This window comes from Collinsella sp. LCP19S3_A7 (genome assembly GCF_052121995.1).
Taxonomy (GTDB): domain Bacteria; phylum Actinomycetota; class Coriobacteriia; order Coriobacteriales; family Coriobacteriaceae; genus Collinsella.
Map to the genome: position 1 here is coordinate 56,096 of NZ_JBQKDE010000013.1, position 11,809 is coordinate 67,904.

An 11,809-nucleotide genomic window follows, 5' to 3' on the forward strand; every position below is an offset into this window, starting at 1 on the left:
ATGTCCGATACCCTCAATGCCGAAAGCATCGCCCGCGCCCTGCAGGCGAAGCTCGATGGCCTGGCGGCTACCGTCGACACGCAAGAGGTTTCCCATGTTGACGAGGTTGGCGACGGCATCGCGCGCGTCTCGGGACTGCGCAACGCCATGGCCGGCGAGCTCTTGGAGTTCAAGAGCTCCGAGACCGGCGAGACCGTCTACGGCCTTGCCCAGAACCTCGACCGCGATGAGGTCGGTGCTGTTCTGTTCGGCGCCGTCAGCGTCATCAAGGAAGGCGACGAGTGCCGTACCACCGGTCGCGTCATGGATATTCCCGTGAGCCGCGCCATGCTCGGTCGCGTCGTCAACCCGCTGGGCCAGCCCATCGACGGCCTGGGCGATATCGTCGCCACGCACCGTCGCCCCATCGAGTTCAAGGCCCCCGGCGTTATCGACCGCACCCCGGTCTGCGAGCCGGTTCAGACTGGTCTGCTCGCTATCGACTCCATGGTTCCTATCGGCCGTGGCCAGCGTGAGCTCATCATCGGCGACCGTAAGACCGGCAAGACCGCCATCGCGATCGATGCCATCCTCAACCAGCGCGGTAAGGACATGGTCTGCATCTACGTCGCTATCGGCCAGAAGGCCTCTACGGTTGCCAACATCCGTGAGACCCTCGCCCAGCACGGCGCACTCGACTACACCATCATCGTCTCGGCTACCGCTGCCGACTCGGCCCCTATGCAGTACATCGCCCCTATGGCCGGTGCCGCTATCGGCGAGTTCTTTATGTACAACGGCGAGAACGGCGAGCCCGCCAGCGAGACCAACCCCGGCGGCCATGTGCTCGTCATCTACGATGACCTATCCAAGCAGGCTGTCGCCTATCGTCAGATGTCGCTGACGCTGCATCGTCCGCCCGGACGCGAGGCCTATCCTGGCGACATCTTCTACCTGCACTCTCGCCTGCTCGAGCGTGCCGTCAAGATGTCCAAGAAGAACGGCTACGGCTCCATGACGGCCCTGCCGGTCATCGAGACCCAGGACGGCGACGTTTCGGCCTACATTCCGACCAACGTCATTTCCATTACCGATGGTCAGATCTACCTGCAGTCCGAGCTCTTCTTCCAGGGCCAGCGCCCGGCAGTCGACGTCGGCATCTCGGTGTCGCGCGTCGGTGGCTCCGCTCAGACCAAGGCCATGAAGCAGGTCGCCGGCAACCTCCGTCTGGACCTTGCCGCCTACCGTGAGCTCGCCGGTTTTACCCAGTTCGGTTCCGACCTGGATGCAGCCACCCAAAAGCAGCTTACCCACGGTGCGCACATGACCGAGCTTCTTAAGCAGGCGCGCTTTAAGCCGTTCGACGTCGCCGAGCAGATCGTTACGCTGTTCGCCGGCAACGAGGGCTTTATCGACGACCTGCCCCTTTCCGAGGTGCTGCCGTTCCGCGCCGAGCTGCTCGAGTACATGAATGCTGGCTTTGGCGGCTTGCTGCAGAAGGTCCGTACCAACAAGATCGACGGCGAGACCAAAGAGCAGCTGCTTCAGGCCATCACCGATTTCAAGAACGAGTACGCCTCCAAGCATGCCTCCACCGCGAGCGCAGCTGAGGGCGCAGAGGAGAACTAAGCTCTATGGCTAACCTTCGCGACATTAAGAAGCGAATCTCCTCGGTCACGAGCACCAAGCAGATCACGCGCACGATGGAGATGGTATCTACGGCCAAGATCCGTCGCGCGCTCGATCGAGCCACGCAGGCTGAGCCCTACAAGAAGGCGCTCACCGACGTCATGCACACCGTTGCGAGCGATACAGAGACTGCCGGCGACAACCCCATGCTCAAGACGCATGAGGAGTTCAAGCGCGGTCTGATCATCACGATCACGTCCGATCGCGGTCTGGCGGGCGGCTTCAACGTCAACGTTGAGCGCACCTGCGAGAAAATCGCTCGCGAATGGGCACATGATGGCGCCGAGTGCGAGATCATCGCATGCGGTCGCAAGGCGAGCGAGTATTTTCGCAGCCGTGCCAACACGGTCATGCACTTCGAGGGTTCCTCGGCCGACCCGAGCCTCGAGGATGCCCGCATGATCGCGAGCTATATCTGCGACGAGTACTCCAAGGGTCAGCTCGACCGCGTCGAGATCGTGTACCATCACGCTCGCAACCGCGTCGATCAGGTTCTTCGTACCGAGCATTTGCTTCCGCTCGACCCCGAGATGATCGCCATGGCACATGGCCCGCGCAAGAACGCAGACGAGGGCCCCGAGCGCGTCTCGTCCTCGTTCAAGTTCGTGCCGAGCGCCCAGCATGTGTTGGCTGAGCTGGTCCCCAGCTACATCCTGACCGTCATTCATCAGGCGCTGATCGATTCGGCCGCCGCCGAGCAGGGTGCGCGCCGTAAGGCCATGCACTCCGCCACGGAGAACGCGTCGTCGATTATCTCGACTCTTACCCGTACGTATAACCGCGTGCGTCAGGCTTCCATTACCACGGAGATCAACGAGATCGTGGGCGGAGCCGCAGCATTGGAGGAACACTAATGGCAGATACCACCGTTAAAGCGGCGGTCGAGGAGGCCACGGCACGTCAGACGGCCGGTGAGGGGCGTATCGTCCGCATCATCGGCGCAGTTGTCGACGTTAAGTTCGATGGCGCTGTCCCCTCGATCTACAACGCGCTCACGGTCGAGGCCGATACGCCGATGGGTCACATCAGCACCATCCTGGAGGTTGAGTCTCAGCTTCCCGGCGGTGTCGTTCGTACCGTCGCCATGACGTCGACCGACGGCTTGCAGCGCGGCGTCGTCGCGGTCGACACCGGCGCACCCATGAAGATGCCCGTCGGCCCCGAGACCCTCGGCCGCATTTGGAATGTTATGGGCCAGCCTGTCGATGGCAAGCCCATGCCCCAGATCGATGAGTTTTATCCCATCCATCACCCGGCACCTCATTTCGACGAGCTCACTACCAAGACCGAGATCTTCGAGACCGGCATTAAGGCCGTCGACCTGCTCGAGCCCTACATCCGTGGCGGCAAGACGGGTCTGTTTGGCGGTGCCGGCGTCGGCAAGACCGTTCTGATTCAGGAGCTCATCAACAACCTCGCCCAGGAGCATGGCGGCACCTCGGTGTTCACCGGCGTTGGCGAGCGTACCCGTGAGGGTACCGACCTGTTCCTCGAGATGAGCGAGTCTGGCGTTATCGATAAGACCTGCTTGGTCTACGGTCAGATGAACGAGCCGCCTGGAGCGCGTCTGCGCATTGGTCTGGCCGGCCTCACCACCGCTGAGTACTTCCGCGATCGTGGCCAGGACGTCCTGCTGTTCATCGATAACATTTTCCGCTTCTCCCAGGCCGGTTCCGAGGTTTCCGCCCTTCTGGGCCGTATGCCGTCCGCTGTTGGCTACCAGCCCACGCTGGCTACCGAGATGGGCGACCTCCAGGAGCGCATTACCTCGACCAAGACGGGTTCCATCACCTCCGTTCAGGCTGTCTACGTCCCTGCAGACGACCTGACCGACCCGGCTCCCGCCACGACGTTTACACACCTCGACGCCACGACCGTTCTTTCGCGTTCCATCGCCGAGCTCGGTCTGTATCCCGCAATCGACCCCTTGGCTTCCTCTTCCGACGCCCTGGATCCCTCGATTGTCGGCGAGGAGCACTATCGTGTGGCCGTCGCAGTCCAAGAGCTGCTCCAGGAGTACTCCGACCTGCAGGACATCATTGCCATTCTGGGTATGGACGAGCTTTCCGAGGAGCAGCGCCTTACGGTCAACCGTGCCCGTAAGCTCCAGCAGTTCCTGTCTCAGTCCTTCCACGTCGCCGAGCAGTTCACCGGCAACCCCGGTGTCTACATCCGTGTCGAGGACACGGTCCGCTCGTTTGCCGCCATTGTCGACGGCGAGTGCGACGACCTGCCCGAGCAGGCGTTCCGTTATGCGTCCACGATTGACGACGTGCGCGAGCGCGCCGCCAAGATGGAGGAGAAGTAGTGGCTATGCAAATCCGCATCGTGTGTCCGGAGAGCTGCGCCTATGAAGGCGAGGCGGCATTTGTCGCCCTGCCTTCCACGGACGGCGAGTTCGGCATTCTTCCGCGTCACGCTAGCGAGATCTGCACGATCGATCGCGGCTACGTTCGCGTTTGTGATAAGCAAATGGGCACCGTCGACCACATGTTTGCTGTGGACGGCGGCTATGCCCAGGTTGCGGACGATGTCGTGATTGTCCTCGCCGAGCGCGCTTGCGATTTGGCGACCGTCGATGCCGACAAGCTTAAAGCTGATATTCAAGGTTTTGAAGAGAAGCTGGGTAATTTGTCGGAGGATGATGCACGCCGCGCCTACCTCTATAATGAAATCGCATGGTGTAAGCTCATGCTTGCCCAATAGTCAAACGATTTGGCGTTCGACCATTTGCGAACACATCATGCCCGGGATGGCCCAGCCATCCCGGGCATGCTTTTTGAAAGGGTAGACCTTGGATATTATCCGTGTTGAAGGTGGCCACACCATCGGAGGCTCCGTGCCCGTTTCGGGTGCAAAGAACTCTGCACTCAAACTCATGGCGGCAACGCTTCTGGCACCGGGGAAGACGACGCTGCAGAACGTGCCCGATATCTCGGATGTCCATGTTATGGGCAAGGTGCTCAAGGGTATGGGCGCCAAGATTGACGTTCTCGATGAGCATACGCTCGAGATCGACACTTCTCAGGTTGATTCCTGGGAGGCTCCCTACGAGCTTGTCGCCAAGATGCGCGCCTCCACGGCCGTGATGGGTCCCCTGCTGGGCCGTTTCCATCGTGCCAAGATTGCCATGCCGGGTGGCTGCAATCTGGGTGCCCGTAAGATCGACATGCACATCTTGGGTCTTGAGGCGCTGGGCGTAGAATTCGACACTGCACACGGTTACATCAATGCCAACGCTCCTCAGGGGTTGCGTGGTACCACGGTTACGCTTGAATTTGCCAGCGTCGGCGCTACCGAGAACCTCATCATGGCGGCCGTGCGCGCACAAGGCACTACGGTTATCGATAATGCGGCTCGCGAGCCCGAGATCGTCGACCTTGCCAACATGCTCAACGAGATGGGCGCCAAGATTGTTGGCGCCGGCACGCCCGTCGTGACCATCGAAGGTGTGGACGAGTTGCATCCCGTTACCCATCGCGTGGTGGGCGACCGCATCGAGGCCGGCACCTTTATCGTTGCCGGTGCTCTGATGGCCGATGACCGCGGTGTCGACGTTACGGGCTTTTGCCCCATTCACTTGGGCATGGTGCTCAAGAAGATGGAGCTCATGGGTATCGAGTGTGAGCGAATCGAGAATGGCGTTCACGTGAGTCGTGTCGAGCACATCAGGCCGGTCGATATTCAGACACTTCCGTTCCCGGGCTTCCCGACGGACATGCAGGCGCAGATCATGGTGCTTTCCGCTCTTGCTGATGGCAGCTCTGTGATTACCGAGAATATCTTCGAGAACCGCTTCATGTTCGCGTCGGAGCTGGTCCGTATGGGCGCGGATATCCGCATCGAAAGCCATCACGCCATGATTCATGGCGTCAAGGGGTTCTCGGGTGCACAGGTTACCTCGCCTGATCTGCGCGGCGGCGCCGCGCTCGTCGTTGCTGGCCTTATCGCCGACGGCGTTACCGAGGTCTCGGCCATCCATCACATCAAACGTGGCTATGAGCAGTTTGTCGAAAAACTGCAGGCACTTGGTGCAAACGTCGAGCACGCCACTGTTCCCGATCCCGTCATCTACTAATGCAGGTTGCCTATGTTTAATAATAAGAAGCCCTTAGCGGATACTCGAAGACCTTCAACCGGCGCACAGGCCAAGATCTACAGTCGCGATAATGTTGCACGCTACTCCGAGCGCGCTCGTCAGCGCCGCCGCGGCCAGACAATCCGTCGCGTTGCGCTTATCGCCGTGCTTGGCGTGCTGCTGAGCGCTACGACTGCCGCCGGGCTGTGGTTCGCCAACATTATGGGCAAGCTTGGCGATTCCAATGTCATTACCGACAATCTGCGCCATATCTTGGTGGATACCAATGAGGCCAAGGATCCGTTCTACGTGCTTCTTTTGGGTACCGATGGTCGTCCGGGCGAGGACACGTATCGCGCCGATTCAATTATCTTGGCGCGCATCGACCCTACGCAAAAGCAGGCTACGCTTATATCCATTCCACGTGATACCAAGGTTGTCTATAACGGCGAAACCATGAAGGTCAACGCCTGCCATACCTATGGCGGTGCCGAGGCCATGGTTCAAGCGGTCAATGAGCTGTGCGGCGTGCAGATTTCCCACTATGCCGAGGTTAGCTTTGACGGTATGCAATCATTGATTGACTCTGTGGGCGGTATCGACATCAACGCCACCGACGATGTCGATGACCCCGAGCATCTGGACATTAAGATTACGGCAGGCCAGCAGCACATGGACGGTGCTACCGCGCTCACCTATGCCCGTTGCCGCTATACCTATGCCGACGGCGACTATACGCGCATGCGTCACCAACGCCAGGTGCTTGGTGCCCTTGCCAACCAGATTCTCAACAACTTTGATGCTACGAAGGTCTTCGACCTGGTTAATTCGCTGTCCGATATGCTTGTGACCGATATGAGCGTTCAGGACATCGTGTCTACGGTCAATGCTATGCGCGGCATGGATGTCGATGGCATCTATTCGGCGAATCTGCCTTCCTACGCAGATGAAACCACCATGATCGACGGCCAGAGCTATGTCTTTGTCTACGAGGACGAGCTTAAGGAGATGATGGCGCGCGTCGATGCCGGCAAGGATCCTAAGGGACCAAACACCATGGGCCTATCCGACGGAACCAGCTCCACAATCGGTGATTTGAGCAACCATACTTCTGACGATTACGCCTACGGTACGGCCGGTTCGTCGGAAAGCTCGGGCGATTCGAGCTATTCGGACGATTCGAGCTATTCGGACGATTCGGATTACAGCTCATATTATTACGAGGAGCCCACTGGCGACGGCAACGGTTACGAAGCCAACTACTAGGGTTGCGCGGGCTTGCTAGTCCGCGCAACGGCTCGACGTTGCGCGCCGCCCAGAGCGACAATTTGTCATTCAAAAGGCAGGGCATGACCAGAATCAATGTCCTGCCTTTTTCATGCCAACTTGTTCGCTCTGGACGTCGCTCGCTGACGTTGATTCAACCAGCGATGCCGACTACTCCCCTTGCACCAAAAAATCACCCCGTTCTCGGTTTTGAGGACGGGGCGATTTTGCTTACCTAGATTATTCGAGTTCCTTATGCGAAGCGGGCGACGAGTTCCTGCAAGACGTCGGTCATCTTGACGAGCGAGCTGACCGGAACAAACTCATTGACGCCGTGGTAGCAGTAGCCGCCCGTCGAAAGGTTGGGACAGGGCAGGCCGCGGAACGACAGCTGTGCACCGTCGGTGCCGCCGCGAATCGGCAGCACCTGGGGCTCAACATCGCAGGCAAGGAAGGATTCCTTAGCGACATCGATCAGCTGTGGGTAGTCGCGGACAATCTCGGCCATGTTACGGTACTGGTGCTTGATCTCGACCGTTACGCGCTCCTCGCCCAGACGCTGGTTGAGCAGCGCGGCGGCAGCATCCATCAGCTCGAGCTTCTGCTGGAACTTGGCGGCATCGTGATCACGGACGATATAGCGCGCCGTGGCATGGTCGACTGTGGCAGAAACGCCCTCGAGGTGATAGAAGCCCTCGTAGCCCTCGGTGTATTCCGGACGCTGCACGTAGGGGAGCAGGGCATTGAAGTCGCAGAACAGATTGCCCGCGTTAACCATGCGGCCCTTGGCGTCGCCGGGGTGAATGGACTGGCCCTCAAAGCTAACGGTAGCCTCGGCGGCGTTGAAGCACTCCCACTCAAGCTCGCCAACCGGACCGCCGTCGACTGTGTAGGCATACTTACAGCCAAAGTCCTCGATATCCAACAGCTCGGCACCGTGGCCGATTTCCTCGTCCGGGCAGAAACAAATACCAAGCGTGGGGTGAGGCAGGCTGGGGTCCTGTGCAATGCGCGCGACGAGCGCCATAATCTCGGCGACACCGGCCTTATCGTCGGCGCCCAGCAGCGTGGTGCCGTCGGTGCAAACCAGGTCCTCGCCCAAAAGGTTGTTGAGGGCGGGGAGCTTGGCGGTGCTCATGGATACGGGCTTGCCGTCGACGATGCCGCAAACCAGGTCGCCGCCCTCGTAGTGCACGATGTGCGGCGCTACGCCGGCGCCCGGTGCGACCTCGGTGGTGTCGAGGTGCGCGATCAGGCCCAGGGCGGGCTTATTCTCGGAGCCGGCGCTCGCGGGAATGTGAGCGCAGACATAGGCGTTTTCGGTTACATGGGCATCGGTTGCACCAAGCTCGCGCAATTCCTCGGCAAGCACATTGGCAAGATCAAACTGGACGGTGCTCGACGGCACCTGGTCACAGTTGGCATCCTCGGACTGTGTGTTGATCTGGACGTAGCGCAAAAAACGCTCGAGTACGTCGGGGTTCGTGGTGGTGTTTTCCATAGAGACCGCTCCAATCTTGGTTGTCGTGTGCATCAAGAACTCTAGCACGGTATGCCGCGGCATACCGCGACGCTTGGATGGGGTAGAATCAGCCATTGAATGCAGAAGGGACGGATGTTCATGGATACGACAAATAGCTCGCGCGAGCTACATCTAACGGTGGCGAACGAAGACTACTTGGAGTGCATGGTTCGCATCGAAAGCGAGGATGGGGAGACTAATGGCGTGCGGTCGGTCGATATCGCACAGCGCCTTGGCGTTTCGAAGGCATCGGTCAACAAGGCGGTTTCGGCTCTCAAGGCATCCGAACTTGTCGAGCAGTCTCACTACGGCAAGGTTATCCTGACCAACCGTGGGCGCGAGGTCGGTTTGGCTATCTGGTATCGCCATCGCCTGATTCGCACATTTTTGGTCCAGGAGCTCGGCGTCGACTTTGAGCGCGCCGATGCCGAGGCCTGCATGATGGAGCACGCGCTTTCCGAGGACACAATGGTCCGTTGGCTCGCCTATCTCGAAAAGCAGGGAATCAGCATCGAGGAATAGCGAAACATATATATGGATACGAGTTATTACAATCGCTTCGGCGGCGAGGAGCTTATGCGCCGACTTGCCAGCGAGACGCTGCTGGCACAGGGTCCGATGGGCAGCGTGCTGCTGAGTGAATACGGTGCTGCCGATATTCCGCCGGCATTTTGGAACCTCGCCGAACCACAGACGGTTTCTCGCATCCACCGACTGTATGCCGCCGCTGGTGCACAGGTGCTTATTACCAATACGTTCCAGGCATCGGGTTTTGCGCTCGATCGCGATGAAATCGCTCCATCTATGGCAGAGGTCAATCGCGGGGCGGTCGACGATGCCCGCCAGGCAAATCCCCAGCTATTGTTGGGGTCCATGGGGCCTATTGCGATTGAGTGGTTTGTCGAGGATTCTTCCGAGTATCGAGAGATTCGCGCAAATGCTCGCGAGCAGGCGTCCGCCCTGCTCAACGCCGGCGTCGACGGGATTCTGGTCGAGACGATCACGTCTATCCGCAATCTGCAGCCCGTGTTCGCCGGTGTCCATGATGCCGCTGATGGCATGCCCGTTCTGGTGAGCTTTGCTATTGATGACAAGGGCGACCTGCTGGGTGATGGCCTAAACATCGAAGGTGCCATCTTGTATGCCGAGAAGCACGGTGCGAGCTCGGTTGGGGTCAATTGCTGCACCCTGACAGCGGCTACCGCTGCGGTACCAAGAATGGTCAAAGTAGCCACGACGCCCGTTACTGTACGTCCCAATGCGGGAAATCCGGTCCAAACGCAAGATGGGCCCGTGTGGCACGAGGACCCCGAAGCTTTCGCGCGCGCATGCGTCGAGTGGAAGCGGGCTGGCGCCGCAATGGTTGGTGGCTGTTGCGGAACCACGGCGATCACGACGGCTGCTATGGCAGACGCGCTCGATATATAGAGTCCTAAGAAAAGCACATTCGAATTACCGCCCCAACCGGGGCGGTTTTGTCTATATGCGCCCTCGACGGCTTTTGCCTAAACGGTGAATGCGTGCGCCGGCGGCTTGCCGGGCGCTCGTTGCGGGTATACCACTTGCGTACCATGATCCAAACACTGCGAGGTGTCTGCGTGTGTGCGCGATAATTCATTTTGGAACTGATGGCTGGCGCGCTCGCGTCGGCGAGGATTTTAACGCTGACAATGTTGCCCGTATCGCTGATGCCGCCGGCGAGCTCTGGCAAAAGACATATCCCGGCAAGACGGTATATATCGGGTATGACACCCGTCCCCGGGCGCGCGAGTTTGCAGAACTTGCAGCTGGCGTGCTTGCGGCCCATGGCCTTGATGCCGTGCTCGCGGCCCGTTTTGTACCCACGCCTGCCATCACGTGGGCTGCCGCATACGATGGCGAGGCGTGCGGGGCGCTCATGGTGACCGGTTCACATCATCCGCAGGGCTATCTCTGTCTCAAACTGCGCATGGGCGATGGTTCCACGGCAAACCAGGACGTCATCGAAGAACTCGAGGCAACGATGGCCGCCGAACCTCTGGGGCTCGAGGAGCAGTATCGCACGGCGGATATCATTCCCGACTATATGCGAGCGGTAGCATCGTTTGTCGATGCCGATGCCATTCGTGCCGCTCGTCTGCGCATGGTGGTCGACCCCATGGGGGGAGCGGCTCAAGGTTATCTTGCCGATTTGCTGCGCGAGCTGGGTGTTGAGGTCCATGAGATTCATGCGGGGCAAGCATCGGATTGGAGGGATATCTGTCCCGATCCCGTAGAGCCGTGGGTGGATGCCTGCGAGCGTGCAGTTATCGAAGACGGCGCGTGTGCCGGCCTGGTGACCGATGGCGATGCTGACCGTATTGGCGCGGTCGACGAGCGCGGTAGATATATACATCCGCATCAGATCATGGCGCTCGTAATGGGCGAATTGGTTCAGTTTCGCAATTTGAAGGGGCGAGTCGTCGTCAATCTATCGTGCTCAACGCTTGTACGTCGTGTTGCCGAGGCACTCGGTTGCCGCGTGACCGTAAAACCGGTTGGCTTCAAATATATAGCCGCCGAGATGAAAAAAGACGGGGTGCTTATGGGCGGTGAGGAGGCCGGTGGCATCGGCATTGCCGCGCATATGCCCGAGCGTGACGGCATTCTCGCTTGCCTACTCCTGTGTGAGCTCATGGCAAAGACGGGGGCTTCGCTGGGCGTGCTGGTCGATCAGCTCGAGGCGAGTTTTGGAAAAACAAGTTATGGCCGTCGAGATTTACGACTTGAGGCAGAAGATGCCGAGTCGCTGCGCACGCTGCTTCCCGGTGTGAATCCCAAGTCGATTTGCGGCAAGGCGCCGCAGAGCGTAAGTCACATGGACGGCTTGCGTTTGGCATTTGAGGATGATACCTGGCTGTTGGTTCGCCCGAGTGGCACTGAGCCGGTGGTGCGAGTGTACGCCGAGGGCTTTTCGGTGGAGGAGCGCGACGAGTTGCTTGATGCCGGCTGCGCTTTGGCTCGGGGCGCATATCGGCTCTAGCTATGGGGCTGCTCAATATAAAGATATGCTCGGCGAGTGGTAGGTAACGACTGGCAAGCGTCAGCTGCGGGTATAAATGTGTAGGAGTTGTGTGCAACCAGATTCCCGCCCCCGGGGCCCCTCCGGTCTGGCAATATATCTCCTTGCCGCGCGGCCCGGTCGGACCGGGAACCGGCGCAGGCGTGCACCTTGAGAACCGGATACTGCGAGGATGGACACACATGGTGTGTCGCATCCGGGCAGACATCGAACCATTTGAAATGGTCTGACTTGG

The 11,809-nt window shown here is 59.5% G+C and carries 10 protein-coding genes; 9 read left to right on the forward strand and 1 reads right to left on the reverse strand.

What is annotated here, in order from left to right; genetic code table 11:
• From atpA to ACTQV3_RS07025, 6 genes are all read left to right on the forward strand, one after another.
• Positions 1-1,608, forward strand: coding sequence for a F0F1 ATP synthase subunit alpha (atpA, locus tag ACTQV3_RS07000; RefSeq protein WP_441535862.1), 1,608 nt, complete (start codon positions 1-3; stop codon positions 1,606-1,608).
• Between the two features lie 5 nt (positions 1,609-1,613).
• Positions 1,614-2,522: an ATP synthase F1 subunit gamma gene (gene atpG / locus ACTQV3_RS07005; protein WP_441535863.1), complete on the forward strand. Its 909-nt coding sequence runs from the start codon at positions 1,614-1,616 to the stop codon at positions 2,520-2,522.
• Positions 2,522-3,976 (forward strand): F0F1 ATP synthase subunit beta, encoded by a 1,455-nt coding sequence (atpD, locus tag ACTQV3_RS07010; RefSeq protein ID WP_427727748.1) that lies wholly within the window; start codon positions 2,522-2,524, stop codon positions 3,974-3,976. Before atpG ends, atpD begins: the two co-directional genes overlap by 1 nt.
• 5 nt (positions 3,977-3,981) lie before the next feature.
• Positions 3,982-4,374 (forward strand): ATP synthase F1 subunit epsilon, encoded by a 393-nt coding sequence (atpC, locus tag ACTQV3_RS07015; protein ID WP_441535866.1) that lies wholly within the window; start codon positions 3,982-3,984, stop codon positions 4,372-4,374.
• Between the two features lie 88 nt (positions 4,375-4,462).
• A complete protein-coding gene (gene murA / locus ACTQV3_RS07020) occupies positions 4,463-5,746 on the forward strand; it encodes a UDP-N-acetylglucosamine 1-carboxyvinyltransferase (protein ID WP_154518387.1) in 1,284 nt (427 codons plus the stop codon).
• Positions 5,747-5,758: 12 nt separating this feature from the next.
• Complete coding sequence (locus ACTQV3_RS07025) at positions 5,759-7,012, forward strand: LCP family protein (protein ID WP_441017012.1); 1,254 nt, start codon at positions 5,759-5,761, stop codon at positions 7,010-7,012.
• A gap of 253 nt (positions 7,013-7,265) precedes the next feature.
• On the opposite strand, the gene pepT is transcribed toward ACTQV3_RS07025, so the two are convergent.
• The gene (gene pepT, locus ACTQV3_RS07030; protein ID WP_441549918.1) at positions 7,266-8,513 is read right to left on the reverse strand and encodes a peptidase T; all 1,248 of its coding nucleotides are present in this window, start codon (positions 8,511-8,513) and stop codon (positions 7,266-7,268) included.
• Between the two features lie 120 nt (positions 8,514-8,633).
• Between pepT and ACTQV3_RS07035 the strand changes: the two genes are divergently transcribed.
• From ACTQV3_RS07035 to ACTQV3_RS07045, 3 genes are all read left to right on the forward strand, one after another.
• Complete coding sequence (locus tag ACTQV3_RS07035; RefSeq protein WP_154518396.1) at positions 8,634-9,056, forward strand: metal-dependent transcriptional regulator; 423 nt, start codon at positions 8,634-8,636, stop codon at positions 9,054-9,056.
• A 12-nt stretch (positions 9,057-9,068) separates the two neighbouring features.
• A complete protein-coding gene (locus tag ACTQV3_RS07040; RefSeq protein WP_441535864.1) occupies positions 9,069-9,962 on the forward strand; it encodes a homocysteine S-methyltransferase family protein in 894 nt (297 codons plus the stop codon).
• A 172-nt stretch (positions 9,963-10,134) separates the two neighbouring features.
• Positions 10,135-11,535 (forward strand): phosphoglucomutase/phosphomannomutase family protein, encoded by a 1,401-nt coding sequence (locus ACTQV3_RS07045; protein ID WP_441535865.1) that lies wholly within the window; start codon positions 10,135-10,137, stop codon positions 11,533-11,535.
• The last annotated feature ends 274 nt before the right edge of the window (positions 11,536-11,809 follow it).

Excerpts from the sequence above, each read along its gene's own strand:
- atpC (WP_441535866.1), top strand. The coding sequence starts at position 3,982 with ATGCAAATCCGCATCGTGTGTCCGGAGAGCTGCGCCTATGAAGGCGAG.
- ACTQV3_RS07040 (WP_441535864.1), top strand. The coding sequence starts at position 9,069 with ATGGATACGAGTTATTACAATCGCTTCGGCGGCGAGGAGCTTATGCGC.
- atpA (WP_441535862.1), top strand. The coding sequence starts at position 1 with ATGTCCGATACCCTCAATGCCGAAAGCATCGCCCGCGCCCTGCAGGCG.
- atpD (WP_427727748.1), top strand. The coding sequence starts at position 2,522 with ATGGCAGATACCACCGTTAAAGCGGCGGTCGAGGAGGCCACGGCACGT.
- atpG (WP_441535863.1), top strand. The coding sequence starts at position 1,614 with ATGGCTAACCTTCGCGACATTAAGAAGCGAATCTCCTCGGTCACGAGC.
- ACTQV3_RS07025 (WP_441017012.1), top strand. The coding sequence starts at position 5,759 with ATGTTTAATAATAAGAAGCCCTTAGCGGATACTCGAAGACCTTCAACC.
- ACTQV3_RS07035 (WP_154518396.1), top strand. The coding sequence starts at position 8,634 with ATGGATACGACAAATAGCTCGCGCGAGCTACATCTAACGGTGGCGAAC.
- pepT (WP_441549918.1), bottom strand. The coding sequence starts at position 8,513 with ATGGAAAACACCACCACGAACCCCGACGTACTCGAGCGTTTTTTGCGC.